Here is a 21,113-nt window from a genome sequence, read left to right as displayed (position 1 = left end):
ATCCGCAACCCTTGAAAACCGCCGACTCCGAACAACCGTCAGGAGCGCGATAAATCCTCCGGTAATCATTGAAGGTACGACCTGGATGCCCGCCGTCAAAGTTAAAGAGAACGAACCCTTCGACGTAGCTCTGCGTCGTTTCAAGCGCTCCTGCGAAAAAGCAGGCGTACTGGCCGAAGTCCGTAGCCGCGAATTCTACGAAAAGCCGACCGCCGAGCGTAAGCGCAAGGCCGCTGCCGCTGTTAAGCGTCACGCCAAGAAAGTGCAGCGCGAACAGCGCCGCCGCGAGCGCCTGTACTGAGTTACAGCGCTTCGTCGCACGCTTTCCGCATCGCCCGGCCCACTCGCCGGGCGAGTGCCTGAAACCAGGCACCCCACTCCGATTCGCATTCGCGGACTTCGGAGTTTTTGCTTTTCAAGCCCCATGCTTAGCCTCAAGCCTCGCACGCACGCCCAACGCGCCGCGCTATGCTTGGGTCCACCCTGCGTCCCGATGAGTCTATGGCCGGCCTGATTCCACAATCCTTCATCGATGACCTGCTCAACCGCACCGATATTCTCGATGTGGTGAGTTCGCGCATCCAGCTGAAGAAGACCGGCAAGAACTACAGCGCCTGCTGCCCGTTCCACAAGGAGAAGACACCCTCCTTCACCGTCAGCCCCGACAAGCAGTTCTATTACTGCTTCGGCTGCGGCGCCGGCGGCAACGCGCTCGGCTTCATCATGGACCACGACCAGCTGGATTTCGTCCAGGCGGTCGAGGACCTGGCCAAGCGCGCCGGCATGGACGTGCCCCGCGAGGAAGGCCGGCGCGGCAACAAGCCCCGCCAACCGGTCGACTCGCCACTCTACCCGCTGCTGGCCGGTGCTGCCGAGTTCTACCGCCAGGCGCTGAAGGGCCACCCGGCGCGCAAGGCTGCGGTGGAATACCTCAAGGGCCGCGGCCTGACCGGCGAGATCGCCCGCGACTTCGGGCTGGGCTTTGCTCCGCCGGGCTGGGATAACCTGCTGAAGAACCTGGGCGGCGACAACCTGCAGCTCAAGGCCATGCTCGATGCCGGCCTGCTGGTGGAAAACCCCGACAGCGGCAAGCGCTACGACCGCTTCCGCGACCGGGTGATCTTCCCCATCCGCGACAGCCGCGGCCGGGTGATCGCCTTTGGCGGCCGGGTACTGGGCGACGACAAGCCGAAATACCTGAACTCGCCGGAAACCCCGGTTTTCCATAAAGGGCAGGAGCTCTACGGCCTGTACGAAGCCCGAAAGAACAACCGGGATCTCGACGAGATCATGGTGGTCGAAGGCTACATGGACGTCATTGCACTGGCGCAACAGGGTATCCGCAATGCGGTCGCGACCCTGGGTACGGCCACCAGCGAAGAACACATCAAGCGGCTGTTCCGCATCGTGCCGAACATCCTCTTCTGCTTCGACGGCGACCAGGCCGGCCGCAATGCCGCCTGGCGCGCACTGGAGTCGGCGCTGAGCAACCTGCAGGACGGACGCAAGGTGCGCTTCCTGTTCCTGCCCGAGGGCGAAGACCCGGACAGCCTGGTACGCGCCGAAGGCCCGGACGCGTTCCGCGCCCGCCTCGCTCACCAGGCCCAGCCGCTGGCAGACTATTTCTTCCAGCAACTGACCCTGGAAGCCGACCCGAGCACGCTGGAAGGCAAGGCGCACCTGGCGACCCTGGCCGGGCCGTTGCTGGAGAAAATCCCCGGCAACACCCTGCGCCTGCTGATGCGCCAGCGCCTGGGCGAGATTACCGGCCTGTCCGCCGAGGCGCTCAGCCAGATCAGCGCGCCGCGCTCCGGCTTCGCCGGCCAGGGTAAACCGAGCCATAACCCCGCTCCGGCGCAGGCGCTCGGCTCGGACCACGCCCACGAGTACGCCGACTACGACATGGGGCAGTTAGCCGGCCAATTCGCAGAGCATGGCGACAGCCATTACCAGGATGCTTCGAACTACTTCGAGGCGCCGCAGGAATTTTCCGCCGGCAACGGCGGTGCCAAGCAGGGCAAGAAGCCCTGGAAGGGCGATCGCAAATGGGACGGCAAAGGCAAGAAAGGCGACTTCACGCCGCGCCAGCCACGCACCGAGATCAGCGTCGAATCACCGACCCTGACCGCGCTGCGCACCCTGCTGCACCATCCTCAACTGGCGCAGAGCGTCGAGGATGCGAGCCACTTTTCCAACGAGGGACAGACCTATTCGCAACTGCTCGCGGCCCTGGTCGAAGCGTTGCAGAAGAATCCGAAACAGAGCTCGATGCACCTCATCGCGCGCTGGCACGGAACACCCCAAGGGCGCCTGCTGCAGGTGCTGGCGGGGAAAGAATGGCTGATTGATGACGGCAATCTTGAAAAGCAGTTCGTCGACACCATTACTACACTTGCACACAACCAACTGCTCAGCAGCCGCGAAGCCCGCCTGCACAGTGTGCTGCGAAAGAATCCCAGTGAACTGACCGACGAAGAGAAAGCGTTACTGCGGGAGCACTACAGCACCCCCTCTTCAACAGGCAGCCAGAGCTGAACTGGCGCCTGAAGCCTCGAATCTGGTATAATCCTCGGCTTATTTCAGCCCGCCAAGACCTTCAGTGGATAGGGTGTTATGTCCGGAAAAGCGCAACAGCAATCTCGTCTCAAAGAGTTGATCACCCGTGGTCGTGAGCAGGGTTACCTGACTTACGCGGAGGTCAACGACCACCTGCCGGAGGATATCTCTGATCCGGAACAGGTAGAAGACATCATCCGCATGATCAACGACATGGGGATCAACGTATTCGAGACAGCCCCGGATGCGGATGCCCTGTTGCTGGCGGAAACCGATACCGATGAAGCTGCCGCCGAAGAAGCTGCTGCCGCCCTTGCTGCGGTAGAGAGCGACGTTGGCCGCACGACCGACCCGGTGCGCATGTACATGCGCGAAATGGGTACCGTGGAACTGCTGACCCGCGAAGGCGAGATCGAAATCGCCAAACGCATCGAGGAAGGCATCCGCGAGGTCATGAGTGCCATCGCCCAGTTCCCTGGCGCGGTGGACGGCATTCTCGAAGAGTACAACCGCATCGTCGCCGAAGGCGGCCGCCTGTCGGACGTCCTCAGTGGCTATATCGACCCGGATGACGGCACCCTGCCGGCCGAGGAAGTCGAGCCGGTTGGTCTGAAAGATGACGCCGAAGCCAAGGACAAGGACAAGGACGAAGAGGACGAAGAGTCCGACGGCGATAGCGAAGAAGAAGAAGGCGATGGCGGTCCGGATCCGGAAGAAGCCGCTCGTCGATTCGGCGCCGTTTCCGAGCAGCTGGAAAAAGCCAAGAAGGCTCTGAAGAAGCATGGCCGTGGCAGCAAGCAGGCCACCGAAGAGCTGGTTGCTCTGGCCGAGCTGTTCATGCCGATCAAGCTCGTGCCCAAGCAGTTCGACGTGCTGGTCGCCAAGGTCCGCGATGCGCTGGACAGCGTGCGTCGCCAGGAACGCGCCATCATGCAGCTGTGCGTGCGTGATGCCCGCATGCCGCGTGCCGACTTCCTGCGCCAGTTCCCCGGCCACGAAACCGACACCGCCTGGGTCGATGCCATCCTCAAGGGCAAGCCCAAGTACGCCGAGGCCATCGAGCGCCTGCGTGACGACATCCTGCGCAACCAGCAGAAGCTGGTCGACCTGGAAGCCAGCTCGCAGCTGACCGTTGCCGAGATCAAGGACGTCAACCGCTCCATGTCCATCGGCGAGGCGAAAGCCCGTCGTGCGAAGAAGGAGATGGTCGAGGCGAACCTGCGTCTGGTGATCTCCATCGCCAAGAAGTACACCAACCGCGGCCTGCAGTTCCTCGACCTGATCCAGGAAGGCAACATCGGCCTGATGAAGGCGGTGGACAAGTTCGAATACCGTCGCGGCTACAAGTTCTCGACCTACGCCACCTGGTGGATTCGCCAGGCGATCACCCGCTCGATCGCCGACCAGGCCCGCACCATCCGTATTCCGGTGCACATGATCGAGACGATCAACAAGCTCAACCGTATCTCCCGCCAGATGTTGCAGGAGATGGGCCGTGAACCGACCCCGGAAGAGCTGGGCGAACGCATGGACATGCCGGAAGACAAGATCCGCAAGGTCCTGAAGATCGCCAAGGAACCGATCTCCATGGAAACGCCGATCGGTGACGACGAAGACTCGCACCTGGGCGACTTCATCGAGGACTCCACCATGCAGTCGCCGATCGAAGTGGCGACCAGCGAGAGCCTCAAGGAAGCCACCCGCGAAGTCCTCGCCGGCCTCACCGCTCGCGAAGCCAAGGTCCTGCGCATGCGCTTCGGCATCGACATGAATACCGACCACACCCTCGAGGAAGTGGGTAAGCAGTTCGATGTAACCCGCGAACGTATCCGTCAGATCGAAGCCAAGGCGCTGCGCAAGCTGCGCCACCCGTCGCGAAGCGAGCACCTGCGCTCCTTCCTCGACGAGTGACGAAGAACCCCCGGCCAAAACCGGGGGTTTTTCTTTGGGCCTTCCATCGGGCAAAGTGCCACGTCTACACTTCGGCATAGTCCCCTCCCTGGAATGAGGCCCTTCATGCCGCGTCTGCAGGCAGTTCTACTGTGGTGCCTCGCATTCTGGGCGGGACAGGCATTCGCCCTGAGCCTCTCGCCCGAGGAGCAGCAGTGGCTGCAGGCGCACCCCACGCTGCGCCTGGGCGTGGACGCCTCCTGGCCCCCCTTCGAGTTTCGCGACAACGACGGCCAGTACCAGGGGCTGGCCGCCAGCTACGTCAAGGTCATCAGTGACCAGCTCAAGATCAAGCTGCAACCGGTGGAGCCAGCAAGCTGGAGCGAAGTCCTGCGACAGGCCCGCGATAACCGCATCGACCTGCTCCCCGGCATCATGGCCACCCCGGAGCGGCTCGATTACCTGACCTTCTCCCGTCCCTACCTCGACTTCCCGATCATCATCCTGGCGCGCAAGAGCGGTCCCGCCCCCTCCAGTGTGAAGGAGCTCTACGGCCTGAAGGTCGGTGTGGTCGCCCACTACGCCCCGCATGAACTGCTGGTCGCCAAGCATCCCGACCTCAACCTGCAGCCGCTGCCCAGCGTCGCCGCCGGCTTGCAGGCACTGGCCGTCGGCCAGGTAGACGCCTTCGTCGGCGACCTCGCTTCCAGCGTCTGGAACCTGCGTCAACTGAAGCTGGAGGGCCTGCAGATCAGCGGCGAGACGCCCTACCGATATCAACTGGCGATGGGCGTGCCGAAAAGTCAGGCGATCTTCGTCGGCATCCTGGACAAGGTGCTGGCGGACCTGACCGTCGAACAGATCGACGGTTTGCAGGCACCCTGGGTTGGCGGTCTGGTAGACCGCCGCAGCGTCTGGCCCGAGGTGTTCCGCGTCGTCGTACCGATCGCTCTCCTCAGCGCCCTTACCCTGCTGGTGCTGTTCACCATGAACCGCCGCCTGCGGGGCGAAATGCAGCGCCGCGAAAAACTCGAACAGGCCCTGCGCGACAGCGAGCAGCATTATCGCGGCCTGGTGGAAAGCCTCACCGCCATCGCCTGGGAAATGCGCCTGGCGGAAAACCGCTTCACCTACGTATCTCCCCACGCCCAGCGACTACTCGGCTATCCGCTCAGCGACTGGCTGGAGCCCGGCTTCTGGCAACGCACGCTGTACCCGGACGACGCCGAGCACGCCATCCACTTCTGCAAGACGGAGAGCCTGGCCGGACGAAACCACAGCTTCGACTACCGCATGCTGGCCGCCGACGGGCGAATCGTCTGGATCCGCGATATCGTCACGCTGATCCACCACGGCGATGACCTGATCCTGCGCGGCCTGATGATCGACATCACCGAAGCCAAGCACACCGAGCAGGCGCTGCGCCTGTCCGAACAGAAATTCGCCTCGGTGTTCCATCATTGCCCGGACATCATCGTCCTGGCACGACGCATCGACGGCAAACTGCTGGCGGTGAACAGCACCTTCGAGCGGCAGATCGGCATACCCGCCAGCGAAGCCCTGGGCAAGACCTCCACCGAGCTGGGCATCTGGGGTGCCCCCGGCATGGGGCCGATGATGCTGCAGCGCCTGCAGGGCGAACCGCTGAACAACGTCGAGATCCCGCTCAACCGCCGCGACGGCGGCCGCTTCACCGGATTGCTCTCGGCCCAGCACGTCGTCCTCGACGACACCCTCGCGCTGGTGGTGGTGGTGCGCAACATCACCCAGGTCAAAGAGACCCAGGAGCAACTGCGCGTCTCCGAAGAGAAGTTCGCCAAGGCCTTCCACGCCTCCCCCGACGGTATGCTCATCTCCCGCATCAGCGATGGCCGGCTGGTGGAAGTGAACCAGGGCTTCACCCGCATCACCGGCTTCAGCCGCGAGGAAGCTGCCGAGCGCTCCACCCTCGACCTGCGCCTGTGGGCCAACCCGGCCGACCGCAGCAAGCTGCTGGGCATCCTCGACAACAGCGCCAGCGCACCGGACTTCACTGCTCAAATACGCACCCGCGATGGCAGCCTTCGCCTGTGCGAGCTGTCCGCCCACCGTATCACCATCGGTAACGACGACTGCATGCTGACCATCGCCCGGGACATCACCGAGCAACAGCAGATGCAGGAAAAACTCCGCCTCGCCGCCACCGTGTTCGAAAGCACCGCCGAAGGCGTGATGATCACCGATGCCCGTCAACGAATAGTCGCGGTCAACCGCGCCTTCAGCGAGATCACCGGCTACAGCGAACAGGAAGCCCTCGGCAGCTCGCCGCGCCTGCTCGCCTCCGGCCAGCACGACAGCAGCTTCTACGTCGCCCTCTGGCACCAGCTCAATGCCGAGGGCCACTGGCAAGGCGAGATCTGGAACCGCCGCAAGAACCAGGAGCTCTACCCGGAGTGGCTGACCGTCAGCGCCGTGCGCAACGCCGACGGCGAGCTCTCGCACTATGTGGGCGTGTTCGCCGATATCTCCACCCTCAAGTACGCCCAGGCGCGGCTCGACTACCAGGCCCACCACGACCCGCTCACCGGCCTGCCCAACCGCCTGCTGTTCGAAAGCCGCCTGAACGCCTCGCTCAAGGAAGCCCAGGAAGAGAACCACCAGGGTGCCGTGCTGTTCCTCGACCTCGACCGCTTCAAGCATATCAACGACAGCCTCGGCCACCCGGTCGGCGACCTGCTGCTGAAATCCATCGCCACCCGCCTGCGCGAGCAATTGCGCGACGTCGATACCGTGGCCCGCCAGGGCGGCGACGAATTCATCATCCTGTTGCCCGGCCTGCACCACGCGCTGGACGCCGAACACGTGGCGAACAAGCTCCTGCTCTGCTTCGACAAACCGTTCATCGCCGGCGAACAGGAGTTCTTCGTCAGCGCCAGCATCGGCATCTGCCTCTATCCCAGCGATGGCGGCGACGTCGCCACCCTGGTGAAGAACGCTGACGCCGCCATGTACCGGGCCAAGGCCCAGGGCCGCAACCGCGTCGAGTTCTACACCCGCGAGCTGACCTTCCAGGCCACCGAGCGCATGGCCCTGGAGCACGAACTGCGCCGTGCCCTGGAGAGCGACCAACTGCAGCTCTACTACCAGCCCAAGCTGTCCCTCGCCAGCGGCCAGCTTGTAGGAGCAGAGGCGCTGATCCGCTGGAAGCATCCGCAATTCGGCGCGATCTCTCCGGATCGCTTCATCCCCCTGGCCGAGGAAAACGGCCTGATCCTGCCGTTGGGCGATTGGGTACTGCGCGAAGCCTGCCGGCAGATGAGTCGCTGGCAAGACAGCCACGCCGCCTTCGGTCCGCTGTCGGTCAACCTCGCCGGTGCGCAGTTGCGCCAGACCAGCCTGGTCGAGCGCATCCGCGAACTGCTCGCCCACTACAACCTCCAGCCCTCGCGCCTGCAGCTGGAGATCACCGAAAGCTTCCTCATGCACCAGACCGAGGAAGCCCTGTCGATCCTGCACAGCCTCAAGCACCTCGGCGTGCAACTGGCCATCGACGACTTCGGCACCGGCTACTCCTCGCTCAGTTACCTCAAGCAGCTACCACTGGACACGCTGAAGATCGACCAGTCCTTCGTCCACGGCCTGCCGGACGACCCTCACGACGCCGCCATCGCCCGCGCCATCATCGCCCTGGGCCGCAGCATGAACCTCACGGTGATTGCCGAAGGCGTGGAACACGAAGCCCAGGAACGCTTCCTCGAAGCCGAAGGCTGCGACCAGATCCAGGGCTACGCCCTGAGCGCCCCGCTACCGGCCGACGCCTTTGCCAACCGCTTCCTGGTCCCGCTGCATCCGGTTGGCGCAAGCCAGAACGCCCCGGTATAATCCGCCCGCCTTCTGGGGGCCTATAGCTCAGTTGGTTAGAGCAGAGGACTCATAATCCTTTGGTCCACGGTTCAAGTCCGTGTGGGCCCACCACCCTTTCAGCAAAAGCCGCGCGGATGCGCGGCTTTTTCGTTTCTGCCATGAGGCGATTAGGACTGCGCCAGTTCCCGCAGCGCCGCCGTGGCGAGGAAGCCGGAGCGGGAGCTGTAGCGTTGGTCCTTGCTGACTCGGTCGTCGATGCGTTGCAGCAGGTGTTCGGGCAGCGTGGCGTTGAAGCGCACGGCCTTGCCCAGATACGGCGTGACGTCGAACTCGATCACCGCCCAGACTCCGCCGGCGTAGTCCGGGTTGTTCAGGTGCTGGTCAATGGCTTGCGGTTGTGGCAACCCTTCGCCGTCCGCGACCAGCCCCTCGAAATGCAAGGCAAGGGCTTCTTTCGCGTTATCCAGGGCTTCATCGACGGTACAGCCGGCAGAAAAACAGCCGGGCACATCCGGCAGGGTGACGCCGTAGTCGCTGTCGGGGTCCTTGTGGAGCACGACGGGAAATTTCATGGGTGGGCACCTGCTGTCACGTATTGGGTTCAGTGGCTCGCACTGGATTGCCCAGGCTTGAGGCCGGCCTGCTTGAGGATGTTGCTCACAGTTCCCTTTGGCAGGCTGGCTTTCGGATGTGGGACCGTCACCTTGCCGGACTTGGCCGGGTGTTTGAACTGGTGATGGCTGCCGTTACAGCCGATCTCGAACCAGCCATCCTCGGTCAACAGATCAATGATTTCTTTGCTGCGCATCGACGCTCTCCCGACGGTGCAGCAGTGTGTACCGTACACACCACCATCGAAGTCCGTCAATGTGACGAGGAGGTAAGCCGACAGGCGCTGCATTTGCCCTTGCTGGAGGCAGGTTCGCCGCAGACCAGCGGTAATTCCCGAATCGCCCTACGCCGCAATGGCGTTGCTGTCCTACAAGGGCTCTGCGTAGCGTTCCGTCTGCCACGGTTCGCCGTGGCCGGGAGTGGAATCCTGAAAACGAGTACGACACGTAAGCCATCTGCAGAGAGCGATTGCCGACTAGCATTCACTGTCTCTCGGTCTATGGCGGACCGTGTGAGGTGGGCTATTGCCCTACCGGTTCGTACTCGTTTCCGGCATTCCACCCTTGCACGGTCCGCCTCCCTCTTCGGTTGTTCGGGCGGCGGCTTCTGGATGTACATGGAGAGACAGCATGAAGTTTTCCGATTCGATGTCGGCCGACGAAGGCCTGATTCCCACTGTGTTCCAACGCTACAACCGTCGTCTGCGCGGGCTGCTGATCGAGCGGCAGGCGTGGTTCGTCCTGCGCGACCTGGCCAAGCTGACCAACAGCCACCTGGGTGAGCGGGTCACCAGCAAGCTCGACCCGGACCAGCTTCGCCATGAGCAGTTGGCAGGCTGTGACGAAAAGCTCTACCTGGTCAGCGAAAGCGGCCTGTACGCGCTGCTGATGGTGCATTTCTACCACCCGGAAAACCGCAGCCTGCGCCAGTGGCTGAGCAACGAGGTGCTGCCGACGCTGCGGGATGCGCAGCAGCACAATCCGCACCTGCCGCAACGGCGGATGGAGCAGGTGGAAGGCCACCTGATGAGCGTGATGGACTGGCAGGGCAAGCTCTGGGTGCGCTGGAGCGATGCGGTGCGGATCATGGAAGATCAGGTGCGTTCGCTGCACTGATGCCCCCCCAGGCGCTTCCGTAGGATGGCGTGGAGCGAAGCGATACCCATCGAAGTGATCGCTTCGCTCCAGCGCCTTTACCTGCATCGGAAGGACTTCGCGGACATGGTCCGCTCCTACGCGATCAAAAGCCCCTCTCCCTAACCTTGGCTGCGCGCCCCGCTCCTTAAGCGGGAAAAGAGACTGATCGGTGCCGGATGGGGGCATGACGTCACGTCGGCAAAGACAATTTCCCGGCGCCGCAATGCGAGCCACGTCACACTCGCCGTCGACCATCTGACGCAAGCGCTCCGCCGACATGACAGGCGTCAATATCAGATTGCCACTAGCCACTAAATTGGCAGCTCCCTGACAAGAGCAAATCCCCCATGACTCTCCACCGGTACCCGGTCCAGTTGCTGGTCACTTCCCAGGACCCGGCGCTGGCGCGCCAGGTTCGTGCGTTGCTGGCGGCCTACGAGCTGCCCTGCGCGGTGATGGAAGGACCGCGCAACTGCGAGCAGGCGCCGCTGTGCCGATGGTTCAAGGACGCGCCTTTGAGCGATTCGGCGCGCTTGCAGGCGCTGCTGGCCGATGCCATCGGAGTACTGGAGAGAACCCGCCATGCCTTCCGCTCCCGCGAGCTGGGCGAGTTGCGCCAGCGCCTGAGCGGCGCGCTGCAGGAGTTGTCGGGGCCGCGCTCGCTGGTGTAAAAGACTCCCACCCGCGTTCCGCCGTTGCGGAAGCTGGCTTTGCCGGGCAGGACTTGTGGGCCTGCAAGACAAAGCGCCGAGTTGGTCGCCGTCGATTTCGACTGGACGACGAGCCGGCGCTTTTTTCATGCCCGACAAAAACAGCAGACCCGCAAGGAGCCGAACATGGGCCTGGGACCGAAGCTCGAGAGCGTGCTCGAGCGCATCGGCCTGTCGACGACGGAAGTCGAACAGCGCCTGAGTTACCTGGAGTGGCGCAAGGAGGATGGCTGCCACCTCCACGGCCGTGCCGCCGAACTGGAGGGCTGCCACCAGCGCTTCATCGAGCAGCTCTACGACCACCTGCGTCACTACCCTCCATTGGGGGCGATCCTCGCCGAGCCGGCGACGCTGGCGCGGCTGAAATGCAGCCAGTTCGAGTACTACCGCCAACTCTGGGACGCCCCGCAGGACGCCGACTACGTGCGCGATCGCCTGCGCATCGGGCTGGTGCACCAGCAGGTGGGCGTCGAGCTGAAGTGGTACCTGGGCGCCTATCGCCTGTACCTGGACCAGATGCTCGCCGACCTGATGGGCGACGCTCCGGAAGCCAAGACCTACGCCAGCCTGCTCAAACGCGTGTTCTTCGATATGTCGCTGGCCATCGACACTTACGGCGCCGCCCAGCGCCAGGCGCTGGAGGACAGCGAGGCGCGCTACGCCCGCGCACTGCGCGGCGCCAACGACGGTATCTGGGACTGGGACCTGGGCAACGACCGCCTCTACGTCTCCGAGCGTTGGGCGCGCATGCTCGGCCTGACCCGCGACAACCTCGGCGAAGGCAGCACCAGCTGGTTCGCCCGCGTGCACCCGGACGACCTGCCCGGCCTGCGCAAGGCCATCGACGCGCACCTGCGCGGCAGCAGCGCGCTGCTCAGCCACGAGTACCGCATCCGCCAGCGCGATGGTAACTACCTCTGGGTGCTGGCCCGTGGTGTGGTCACCGACGGGCGCATGGCCGGCTCGCAGACCGACATCAGCCAGCACAAGGCCAGCGAACACCAGCTCAGCCACGCGGCGCGGCACGACCCGCTCACCGGCCTGGGCAATCGCCTGCGCCTGGACGAACTGCTGCAGCAGGCGCTGATGCGCCAGCGCCGCCCCGGCGCGCGCGAATCCGGTCTGCTGTTCATCGACCTGGACCGCTTCAAGCTGATCAACGACAGCCTCGGCCATGCCGTGGGCGACCGCGTGCTGGTGGAGGTCTCCCAGCGCCTGCTGCGCTGCCTGCGGCCGGGCGATCACCTGGCGCGCTTCGGTGGCGACGAGTTCGTCGTGCTGCTGGATGACCTGGCCAGCCTGGCCGACGCCGAGCAGGTCGCGCAGCGCATGCTCGACTGCCTGCGCCAGCCGCTGCACGTGGATGGCCGCACGCTGGTGGTCAGCGCCAGCATCGGCATCACCGGGCTGATGACCGACGGCCAGGCCATCGACACCCTGCAGGCCGCCGACCTCGCGCTGTACCGCGCCAAGGAGGCCGGCAAGGCACAATACGCGCGCTTCAGCCTGGAGCTGCAGGCCGAGGCGCAACGCCGGCTGGAGCTGGAAAGCGCGCTGGCCCAGGCGCTGCGCCGCGAGGAGTTCAGCCTGCACTACCAGCCCATCGTTCGCCTGGACCGCGACTCACCGCACTGGGAGGCGGTGGAGGTGCTGCTGCGCTGGAAGCACAACGGCGAATCGGTTTCGCCGCTGGACTTCATCCCCGCGCTGGAAGAGTCCGGCGAGATCGTCCACGTCGGCGACTGGGTGCTGCGCCAGGCCTGCCGGCAAACGGCGCAGTGGCAGCGTCAGGGCCATCGCAACCTGTACTGCTCGGTCAACCTGTCGAGCCGGCAGCTGCAACAACCGGGCTTCGCCGCGCGGGTGCAGCGCATCCTCGCCGAGAGCGGCCTGTCACCGCGCAGCCTGGTGCTGGAGATCACCGAGAGCCTGCTGATGCAGGACGGTGCGGAAACCCTCGCCTGCCTGCGCGAGCTCGCCGCCGAGGGCGTGCGCCTGGCCCTGGATGACTTCGGCACCGGCTACTCCTCGTTGGGCTACCTCAAGCGCTACCCGCTGCACATCCTCAAGGTCGACCGCAGCTTCATTACCCGCGTGCCGGACGACCCGGAGCTCAGCGCCATCTGCCGCGCGATCATTGGCCTGGGCCACAGCCTGGGCCTGGAAGTGGTGGCCGAGGGCGTGGAACGTCAGGAGCACCTCGACTTCCTGCGTCAGGAAGGTTGCCGACATGCGCAGGGCTTCCTGTTCAGCAAGCCACTGGCGCCGGAGCAACTGTTCCAGACCCGACTGGAGCACCAGCGATGAAGCTCAACATGCCCGTCACCGGGCGCCAGGTGGACGTCCCGCTCAATGCCAACATTCTATCCACCACCGACCTCAAGGGCGCGGTCACCCATGTGAACCCGGACTTCCTGAAGATCAGCGGCTTCGAGGCCGAAGAGCTGGTGGGTTTCAACCATAACCGCGTGCGCCACCCGGACATGCCGCCCGCCGCCTTTGCCCACCTCTGGCAGACGCTGCAGGCCGGCCGCAGCTGGATGGGCCTGGTGAAGAACCGCTGCAAGAACGGCGACCACTACTGGGTCAGCGCCTTCGTCACGCCAATCCGCCATGGCGGCAAGGTGGTCGAGTACCAGTCGGTACGCACACGTCCTGGCGCCGAGCAGGTCGACGCGGCGGAGCGTCTGTACGCCAGGATGCGCGGGGGAGCGAAGTTGAGCCGCCTTCGTCTTCCGCTGGTGGCGCAGCTGTTGCTCGGCCTGCTGCTGGCGCAGGCCGGAGGCGCCCTGTTGGCGCTGCTGCTACCCAAACTGGCGGCACTGGCATTCCTGCTCGCGCTGGGTGTTTCCGCGACTTGGTTGGTACTACGCCTGCAACCGCTAGGTGCTTTGCTCACAAAGGCGAGGAGGGTCGCCGACAACCCGCTCAGCCAGCAGCTTTACTCGGGCCGCGCTGACGAGTTCGGTGAACTGGATTTTGCCTTCCGCATGCTGGAGGCGGAGACGGCGGCGGTGGTCGGGCGCATGGCGGACGCCTCGCTTCAACTGGCCGAACATTCCGTGGCGCTGGCCGACGCCATGGCCGGCGGCAGCGCCGCTTCGCAGTTGCAGCAGCGCGAGACCGAGCAGGTCGCCAGCGCCATGCAGCAACTGGCGCAGAGCGTCCAGGAGGTCGCCCGCCATGCGCAGCACAGTGCTGTGGCGGCGCAGTGCAGCGAACGCATCACCCAGTCAGGCCATGAAGACGTGCGCGGCACGCGCGGACAACTCGCCGCGCTGGAAGCCGGCGTGCGCGCGGCAAGCACGGCGGTGGAGCAGCAGAAGGAACACAGCGAGGCGATCTCGCGGATGCTCGACGTGATCCGTGATGTGGCCGGGCAGACCAACCTGCTGGCGCTGAACGCCGCCATCGAGGCGGCGCGCGCAGGGGAAAGCGGGCGCGGTTTCGCGGTGGTCGCCGACGAGGTCCGCGCACTGGCCTCGCGCACGGAGCATTCCGCGCGGGACATCCAGTCGCTGGTGGGCAACCTTCAGCAGGGCGCCGAGGATTCGGTACGGGCGCTCTGGCACTGCTGTGACCAGGCGGTGGCCAGCCTGGAGCAGGCCGGCCAGGCGGCGGGCACGCTGGAGAAGATCAGCGAACAGGTCTCGGCGATCCAACGCATGAGTCTGGAGATCGCCGAGGCCATCGAGGAACAGGGCGTCGCCAGCGAAGACGTGCAGCGCAGCCTGCACGCCATTCGCGGCTCGGCCGACAGCAACGCAGCGAAGGTCGACACCTGCCAGCGCAGCGCAGCGCGCATGGCGGAACTGTCAGCGGAGCTACGGATGCTGGCGGAGCATTTCTGGGAGGGCAGCCGGGCCGGTTAGCACTGAAGATGGACCCGCTCAACCGGCCCACTTGGCGCAGTGAAGTGCTTGCGGAAGAATGGCACCCTTCCATCACCCGGCGCCGGCCACTCTGCCGGCACGCCGCCGCAACGAGTTCGCAGCATGATTCCCTACGGCCTGAGCCCCGACCAGTTCCGCACTCGCTACCGGCGTTTCCTGCAACGCGCGGCACCGGCCACCATCGACAAGCTGCGCACACTCCTGCAGCGCAGCTTGCCCGATGAGTCACTGACCGGTGAGGTTCAGCTGTTCCTGGGTGAAGACGGTCTGGATATGCCGGAAGCGTGGCTGTATCTCAGCGGAGAAAACAACAAGGTCGATGCGGCCGACTCCGGTCTGTTCGCCGGCAAGGCACTCGACCTGCAGCTAGCCCTGGAAAACACCCCGGAATTTGATGCCGCGTACTTCGGGGAAGACTTCGATGGCGTTGCCTTGATCGCCAACACGCTCAAGGCGTGGTTCGCCGAATGCTGGTGGAAGGCCGGTGGCTGGAGCTGGCCTGTTGCGCTCACCCTCGCCGTACATGACGAGTTCGGCGACGGCGAACGCATCGCCCTGACCGAGACGGCCTGAGCCGGAGACTCAGCGTTTGGCGATGATGTACACGGCGTGGACGATGCCGGGGATGTAGCCGAGCAGCGTCAGCAGGATGTTGAGCCAGAACGCTCCGCCGAAACCGACCTGGAGGAACACGCCCAGGGGTGGCAGAAGAATGGCGATGAGGATGCGGATGAAGTCCATGCGGTGGCTCCTTGTGAGATTGCCTGGTGCATGGAATGGACCGCGGGCGAGCGGAGCGGGTTCAGAGAATCTGCTATCCCCCTGCGCCGTGCCCTCCGGCCTGAGCGGCCTTTCTGTAGGAGCGAGCTTGCTCGCGAACCAGCCCTGCAGCGAGGGGTGTTCGCGAGCAAGCTCGCTCCTACAGGGAACATCGGGCGTTACAGGAACCAGCGGTACTCCCGCGCGCTGACTTCGTTCATGAAGTCCAGGTGGTCGTGGCGCTTGTTCTCGCAGTAGACGAAGACGAACTCGCTGCCCAGGCCTTCCTTCACTACCGGGTGGTCTTCCATCTCGGCGACGGCGCCCAGCATGTCGCGGGGGAAGTCGATGCCGCTGGAGCGGTCTTCGTTGAGCGGCGGGATCGGTTCCTGGCGAGCTTCCAGGCCGTGTTCCATGCCGGTGAGGATCGCCGCCAGCACCAGGTAGGGGTTGGCGTCCGCGCCGGCCAGGCGGTGTTCGATGCGCAGGTTCCTGCCATCGGACTCGGGGATGCGGATGCACGCATCGCGGTCCTCGAAGCCCCAACTGGCCTTGCTCGCCGCGTTCACACGAGAGCCGTAGCGGCGGTAGGCGTTGTGGTTGGCGGCGAAGATCGGCATGCAGTGCGGCAGCAGTTCCAGACAGCCGGCCACGGCGTGGCGCAGGGCCTGCTGGTTGTCGCGGTCGAGCAGGTTGTTGCCGTCGCGGTCATACAGGCTGACATGCACATGCATGCCGCTGCCCGGTGCGTGCAGGTAAGGCTTGCTCATGAAGCTGGCGCGATGGCCGTGCTTGAGCGCTACGCCACGGGTGGCGCGGGTAAACAGCGCGGCCTGGTCAGCGGCGTGCAGGCCGTCGTCGCAGTGGGCGAAGTTGATCTCGAACTGGCCCGGGCCGATCTCGGCGGTGATGACGTTGGCATCCACGCCCTGCTCGCGGGAGGCTTCGACGATCTCGTGGAGCACGTCGGAGAAGCGCGACAGGCGCTCGATGTGCATGTTCGGCTGGTCGTCCTCGTCGTCGCACAGCGGATCGCGCGGGTACTGCGGCAGGCCACCGTCGAGCTTCTTGTCGAACAGGTAGAACTCCAGTTCGAAGGCCACTACCGGGCGGATGCCCTTGGACTCCAGGCGCTGCATGACGCGGGCGAGCACTTCGCGCGGCTCGAATTCGATGGGCGCCTCGGTACCGTCGGAGCTGATCAGCATCTGCCCCAGCGGCTGGTTTTCCCAGCGCACCGGTTTGAGCGAACCGGGGATCAAGCGGCGCGGCGCGTCCGGGTCACCGTCGTTGAAGCAGTAGTCGCCGATGGGGTGCAGACCACCCTGTACGCCCAGCAGCACACAGTTCTGCGGCAGTTTCAGAGGGCTGCCGGCGGCGACCTTTTCCAGCATGTCCACGGGGTAGCGCTTGCCGTAGAAGTGGCCGGGAATGTCCAGGCAGATCAGGTCGACGTAGCGGATGTCCGGGTATTGCTGGCGGAAGGCGCGGACTTCGCTGAGCAGGTCGGGATGCATCGGGCGGTTCATGATTTCTCTTGGGCCTTTGTGCGGGGTGCGGCCGGATCGCTTTCCCAAACCAACCCTCGCGGGCTGGCTTGGGAAATTCACGTGAAGATCCACAGCACCCGTGTTGGTTTGTCGGTGAGGTTGCCGTAGCGGAACTGGCTGTGCGGCGGCAGCTGGAAACTGTCGTTGGGGTAGAGGGTGACGGTGTCGTCCTCGTACCAGATCGTCAGCTCGCCTTCGAGGACGAAGCCGCCCTGCTCCGAGCTGTCGTCCAGGTGGCCTTCGCCGCTGGTGGCGCCGGGGGCAAGGATGCTGTCGAGCACGGAGAAGCCGCCGGACATGTTCGGCGAGGCGAGGATGTCGGTGACACCACCGGCGTAATACAGGGTGCGACGGTCGTTCGGCCGGGTCACCCAGTCGCGCTCGCGGCGGGTGTCGCCGGCGTAGAAGTAAGTGGTCGGCACGCCCAGGGCTTCGCTGATGGCGGTGAGGTCGGCGACCGTGGGTTGCGACAGGCCGCGCTCGACCTGGGAAAGGAAGCCCACCGAGCGGCCGATCTGCTCGGCCAGCTCGCCCAGGGTGAGGTTCTTGTGCTTGCGCAGGTCGCGGATCAGCGTGGCAAGGTGGTCGTTGGCAACCGTCTGGGTCATGGCAGGTTCCGGATTAGACAAAGTCCCGCAATCGATACCAGGCCTTGCCGACGGCTTCCAGTGGCGCGGCGAAGCGCTGGCCGCCGGGGAACCCGGGATTGCGGATGCGTTGATAGAGGTCAAGCTCGTCGCTACGGCCGAACATGGCTTCGCTCACGGCGTGGGCGGCAGCCAGGCTCGGCAACACGCCGTGGCCGGAATAGCCCTGCAGCCAGTAGAGATCGCCGCGTCGGCCGATGTCCGGGGTGCGCCGCATGCTGCAGTCGATGTGCCCACCCCAGGCGTATTCCAGTTCCACGCCCTTGAGTTGCGGGAATACCCGTTCGACATAGGGCCGCGTGGCGGCGCGTATGTCCGAGGGCATGCCGCCCAGGTAGGTGCAGCCGCCACCGAACAGCAGGCGATGATCGGGGGTCAGGCGGAAGTAGTCGAGGACGAACTGGTTGTCGGTCACGCAGCAGTTCTTCGGCAGCAGCGAGCGGGCCAGTTCCTCGCCCAGCGGCGCGGTGGCGACCTGGTAGGTGCCCACCGGCAGGATGCGTTCGGAGACGTCGCGGTCCAGGCCGTCGATGTAGGCGTTGCAGGCCAGCACCAGGGAGGCGCAGCGCACGCTGCCATGCTCGGTGGTCACTTCATAGCCGTTCCCGCTCTCGCGGAAGCTCAGTGCGCGGGTCTGCTCAAAGATGCGCCCGCCGGCGCGCTCGATGGCATCGGCGAGGCCGTAAGCGAGCTTGAGCGGATTCAGGTGCGCGGAGTTCGGGTCGTACAGGCCAGCCTGGTAGCGGTCGCTGGCGATCCACTGCGGAAGGTCGTCACGGGGGATGAACTGCAGGCCTTCATAGCCCCAGCGGCGATTGGCTTCCGCCTGCCAGTCGTAGAGCGAACCGACCCGGCGTTGCAGCACGGCGGTCCACAGGTGGCCGATGCGGTAATCGCAGTCAAAGCCATGGCGTTGCGGCAGGTCGCGCAGTTCGTGGGCAGCCCAGAGCATGCCCTGCCACAGGCGCAACGCGCCTTCGTGGCCGAGGTCGTCCTCGATCGGGCCCAGGTCGCTGGACCAGCCCGGAAGCGCCTGCCCGCCGTTGCGTCCGGAGGCAGCCCAGGCGATGCGGCTGGCCTCGATCATGCAGACCTGGCGGCCACCTTCGACCAGTTGCAGCGCCGTGTGCAGGCCGCTGAAGCCGGCGCCGATGACCAGGACTTCGCATTCCAGCGGTTCGCGCAGCGCATCGCGCGGCTGGATCAGCTCGGGGTTGGCGCCGGCGTAGTAGGTGCCGACCGGTTCGGGCGAACGCAGGAACATCGCGACCTCGTGAAATTGTTCTGATTATTTTTCATGAAAAATAACAGAACAAATTTCACAAGGCTAGCCCGTCGCGTTTTCACGGGACGGGCTGCATGTCAAACCGTCAGGATGACAGCACCGCGGCGCTGCTCTGCTCCTCGCGCTTCAGCCTTACGCTGACCACCACCACCAGCGCGACCAGGATGCCGGCAAGGATGGCCGAGGAGCCGATGGTGCCGAAGTCCAGCCCGCCCTTCTCGTGGGACTTGGTCAGCACGTCGCCCAGGGTCGCGCCGAACGGACGGGTCAGCACGAAGGCCACCCAGAACAGCAGCACCGAGGACAGCTTGGTGAAATAGTGCAGCGCCACCACCACGGCGATCAGGCTGCCGATCAGCAGCGCGCCGCCGGCGAAGCCCAGGCCGGAGTCGTCGGCGAGGAAGTCGCCCAGCGCGGTGCCCAGGGTGTTGGAGAAGAGGATGGCGATCCAGTAGAACATCTCGCCCTTGAAGCTGCGGATGTTGTCCACCGACAGCGAGGTGCCGCTGAAACGCCACAGCGCGAAGATCGCCACCAGGATACTGATCAGGATCGCCGAGCCGGTGGCGTAGCCGAGCCCCAGGGTACGGTCCATGAAGTCGGACATGGTGGTGCCGGCGGTGCTGGTGGAAAGAATCACCAGCCAGTACAGCCAGGGCACGTAGCGCTTGCTGGCGAGCTGGCCGATGAGGGTGACGACGAACAGGCTGATGAGGATCAGCGAGCTGATGGCATAGCCGACGTTGAGGGTCATCGACAGCAGGTCGCCGGCGGTTTCCCCCAGGGTGGTGGCGCAGATCTTCATCACCCAGAAGGCCAGGGTGATCTGTGGCAGTTTATTCACGACGTATCTCCGGAAAATGAGCGGGATCGACGCGCGTCCTCCCGACCGGTCGCGTCGCAGCACCCCGGAGTTCCTGTGGTCTCCCCCAATAGCCCCAGGTGCATGGGCGTGGAGACTGAGGTCGGCGCGGTGAAGAAAGGGTCAAGCGGGTATGAAAAATCCATTGGCCAGCTTCCCGACTGACGATCCGACGGATGACAGATGGCTGTCAGTTGCTATGGTTCTACGAGGGGGCAATGCGCCCGAGGAACGCTGAATTGCGCGCGATTAGCCGGCGCATGGGGATATGGATGAATCAGATGATCAAACCGCAACCGTACTGCAAGAACTGCCGGCTGGCGCCGCCAACCCTGAGCGACGACAAGGTCCAGGAGCTGGAGGCGATCATCAAGCCGGGGCATCTGCTGCACAAGGGGGACTTCGTGTTCCGCCAGGGCGACCCGTTCCATAGCGTGTTCCTGGTGCGCTCCGGTTCGATCAAGACCTTCACCACCAACGAACAGGGCCTGGAGAAGATCACCGGCTTCTACTTCGCCACCGAGATCTTCGGCTTCTCCGGCATGGGTGAAGGCAGCTACCCGGTATCGGCACAGGCGCTGGAAAGCACCCTGTGCAGCGAGATTCCGTTCAACCAGCTGGAGGAACTGTCGATCCAGATTCCGGGGTTGTCGCACCAGATCATGCTGATGATGAGCCGCAAGATCCGCGAGGATCAGCAGATGAAGCTGCTGCTCTCGCGGCTGAATTCGGACTCGCGCATTGCTGCCTTCCTGCTGAACATTTCCGCGCACTTCCGCGAGCGCGGCTTTTCCGCCACGCGCTTCCGCCTGAGCATGTCGCGCAACGAAATCGGCGATTACCTGGGGCTGGCGGTGGAGACGGTCTCGCGCAGCTTCACTCGCCTGCAGAAGCACGGCCTGATCCGGGTGGATGGTCGGGAAACGGAGATCGTCGATTTCACCGAGCTGTGTGCGCTGGCCGGGGGTGAGGTCGAGCTTTAAGGTTCCAGCGGACCTTGTTCGCGAGCAAGCTCGCTCCTATCAGGGTCCGCATTCCCCCCTGGTGGTTCCGTGCCAGCTCCTGCTCTTGTAGGAGCGAGCTTGCTCGCGAACCGCCCAAGCGGCGAGTTTCTCTAAAGCCCCTCACCCTCGCCACTCGGCCCATCAAGTCCCGATCACGCCCCCATCGTCCTTGGTGATCACCAGCGTCGTCGAACGCGGGATGCTCTTGCCGTCGCTGGCCGGGAAGCTGATGCCCGGGTGCTGGATATTCACCCACAGCGTCTTGCCATCCGGCGTCTGGGTGATGCCGGTCAGCTCGCAGCCGCGCGGGCCGACCAGGAAGCGCCGCACCTCGCGGCTGTGCGGGTCGGCGCAGAGCAGCTGGTT

At 64.7% G+C, this 21,113-nt stretch carries 18 protein-coding genes and 1 tRNA gene; 11 read left to right on the top strand and 8 right to left on the bottom strand.

Annotation, left to right across the window (positions count from 1 at the left end; all coding sequences use genetic code 11):
* Positions 1 to 85 precede the first annotated feature (85 nt).
* The 5 genes from rpsU (at position 86) to FAS41_RS22220 (ending at position 8,400) form a co-directional block, all read left to right on the top strand.
* Positions 86 to 301 (top strand): 30S ribosomal protein S21, encoded by a 216-nt coding sequence (gene rpsU, locus FAS41_RS22240; RefSeq protein WP_003085057.1) that lies wholly within the window; start codon positions 86 to 88, stop codon positions 299 to 301.
* Between the two features lie 200 nt (positions 302 to 501).
* On the top strand, positions 502 to 2,535 hold the full coding sequence (gene dnaG, locus FAS41_RS22235; protein WP_138525585.1) for a DNA primase: 2,034 nt from the start codon (positions 502 to 504) through the stop codon (positions 2,533 to 2,535).
* A 78-nt stretch (positions 2,536 to 2,613) separates the two neighbouring features.
* Positions 2,614 to 4,467: an RNA polymerase sigma factor RpoD gene (gene rpoD, locus FAS41_RS22230; protein ID WP_138525584.1), complete on the top strand. Its 1,854-nt coding sequence runs from the start codon at positions 2,614 to 2,616 to the stop codon at positions 4,465 to 4,467.
* 105 nt (positions 4,468 to 4,572) lie between these two features.
* The gene (locus FAS41_RS22225) at positions 4,573 to 8,307 is read left to right on the top strand and encodes a bifunctional diguanylate cyclase/phosphodiesterase (RefSeq protein WP_138525583.1); all 3,735 of its coding nucleotides are present in this window, start codon (positions 4,573 to 4,575) and stop codon (positions 8,305 to 8,307) included.
* 16 nt (positions 8,308 to 8,323) lie between these two features.
* A tRNA-Ile gene (locus FAS41_RS22220) sits at positions 8,324 to 8,400 on the top strand.
* A gap of 56 nt (positions 8,401 to 8,456) precedes the next feature.
* Here FAS41_RS22220 and FAS41_RS22215 read toward each other — a convergent pair.
* Together FAS41_RS22215 and FAS41_RS22210 are read right to left on the bottom strand one after the other, a co-directional pair.
* Positions 8,457 to 8,861, bottom strand: a complete 405-nt coding sequence (locus FAS41_RS22215) for a type II toxin-antitoxin system HicB family antitoxin (protein ID WP_138525582.1) — start codon at positions 8,859 to 8,861, stop codon at positions 8,457 to 8,459.
* A 29-nt stretch (positions 8,862 to 8,890) separates the two neighbouring features.
* Entirely contained in the window at positions 8,891 to 9,097 is a 207-nt protein-coding gene (locus tag FAS41_RS22210; RefSeq protein ID WP_138525581.1) for a type II toxin-antitoxin system HicA family toxin, read from the bottom strand.
* 433 nt (positions 9,098 to 9,530) lie between these two features.
* Between FAS41_RS22210 and FAS41_RS22205 the strand changes: the two genes are divergently transcribed.
* From FAS41_RS22205 to FAS41_RS22185, 5 genes are all read left to right on the top strand, one after another.
* Complete coding sequence (locus tag FAS41_RS22205; protein ID WP_171049535.1) at positions 9,531 to 10,016, top strand: BRO-N domain-containing protein; 486 nt, start codon at positions 9,531 to 9,533, stop codon at positions 10,014 to 10,016.
* 368 nt (positions 10,017 to 10,384) lie between these two features.
* Complete coding sequence (locus tag FAS41_RS22200) at positions 10,385 to 10,708, top strand: hypothetical protein (protein WP_138525580.1); 324 nt, start codon at positions 10,385 to 10,387, stop codon at positions 10,706 to 10,708.
* A 165-nt stretch (positions 10,709 to 10,873) separates the two neighbouring features.
* Positions 10,874 to 13,054, top strand: a complete 2,181-nt coding sequence (locus FAS41_RS22195) for a putative bifunctional diguanylate cyclase/phosphodiesterase (protein ID WP_138525579.1) — start codon at positions 10,874 to 10,876, stop codon at positions 13,052 to 13,054.
* Positions 13,051 to 14,619 carry a methyl-accepting chemotaxis protein gene (locus tag FAS41_RS22190; protein WP_138525578.1) on the top strand — a complete coding sequence of 523 codons (1,569 nt, stop codon included), beginning with the start codon at positions 13,051 to 13,053 and terminating at the stop codon, positions 14,617 to 14,619. Before FAS41_RS22195 ends, FAS41_RS22190 begins: the two co-directional genes overlap by 4 nt.
* Positions 14,620 to 14,742: 123 nt before the next feature.
* Positions 14,743 to 15,213 carry a hypothetical protein gene (locus tag FAS41_RS22185; RefSeq protein ID WP_138525577.1) on the top strand — a complete coding sequence of 157 codons (471 nt, stop codon included), beginning with the start codon at positions 14,743 to 14,745 and terminating at the stop codon, positions 15,211 to 15,213.
* Positions 15,214 to 15,222: 9 nt separating this feature from the next.
* On the opposite strand, the gene FAS41_RS22180 is transcribed toward FAS41_RS22185, so the two are convergent.
* The 5 genes from FAS41_RS22180 to FAS41_RS22160 form a co-directional block, all read right to left on the bottom strand.
* Positions 15,223 to 15,381, bottom strand: coding sequence for a YqaE/Pmp3 family membrane protein (locus FAS41_RS22180; RefSeq protein WP_017516589.1), 159 nt, complete (start codon positions 15,379 to 15,381; stop codon positions 15,223 to 15,225).
* Positions 15,382 to 15,578: 197 nt separating this feature from the next.
* Positions 15,579 to 16,928 carry a glutamine synthetase family protein gene (locus FAS41_RS22175; RefSeq protein WP_138525576.1) on the bottom strand — a complete coding sequence of 450 codons (1,350 nt, stop codon included), beginning with the start codon at positions 16,926 to 16,928 and terminating at the stop codon, positions 15,579 to 15,581.
* 77 nt (positions 16,929 to 17,005) lie between these two features.
* Positions 17,006 to 17,557: a helix-turn-helix domain-containing protein gene (locus FAS41_RS22170; protein WP_017516587.1), complete on the bottom strand. Its 552-nt coding sequence runs from the start codon at positions 17,555 to 17,557 to the stop codon at positions 17,006 to 17,008.
* A 13-nt stretch (positions 17,558 to 17,570) separates the two neighbouring features.
* The gene (locus FAS41_RS22165; RefSeq protein ID WP_138525575.1) at positions 17,571 to 18,860 is read right to left on the bottom strand and encodes an NAD(P)/FAD-dependent oxidoreductase; all 1,290 of its coding nucleotides are present in this window, start codon (positions 18,858 to 18,860) and stop codon (positions 17,571 to 17,573) included.
* A gap of 106 nt (positions 18,861 to 18,966) precedes the next feature.
* Positions 18,967 to 19,725: a COG4705 family protein gene (locus tag FAS41_RS22160; RefSeq protein ID WP_138525574.1), complete on the bottom strand. Its 759-nt coding sequence runs from the start codon at positions 19,723 to 19,725 to the stop codon at positions 18,967 to 18,969.
* Positions 19,726 to 20,024: 299 nt separating this feature from the next.
* Between FAS41_RS22160 and fnr the strand changes: the two genes are divergently transcribed.
* Positions 20,025 to 20,726 carry a fumarate/nitrate reduction transcriptional regulator Fnr gene (fnr, locus tag FAS41_RS22155; RefSeq protein WP_138525573.1) on the top strand — a complete coding sequence of 234 codons (702 nt, stop codon included), beginning with the start codon at positions 20,025 to 20,027 and terminating at the stop codon, positions 20,724 to 20,726.
* A 162-nt stretch (positions 20,727 to 20,888) separates the two neighbouring features.
* On the opposite strand, the gene FAS41_RS22150 is transcribed toward fnr, so the two are convergent.
* The coding region (locus tag FAS41_RS22150; protein WP_138525572.1) for an alkaline phosphatase PhoX at positions 20,889 to 21,113 on the bottom strand (225 nt) is incomplete at its 5' end.

Origin of the sequence: Pseudomonas nicosulfuronedens (assembly GCF_005877905.1) — a bacterium.
Classification (GTDB): Bacteria; Pseudomonadota; Gammaproteobacteria; order Pseudomonadales; family Pseudomonadaceae; genus Pseudomonas; species Pseudomonas nicosulfuronedens.
Note: the sequence above shows the minus strand (reverse complement) of the source record. Positions and strands in the feature narration are given on the sequence as shown.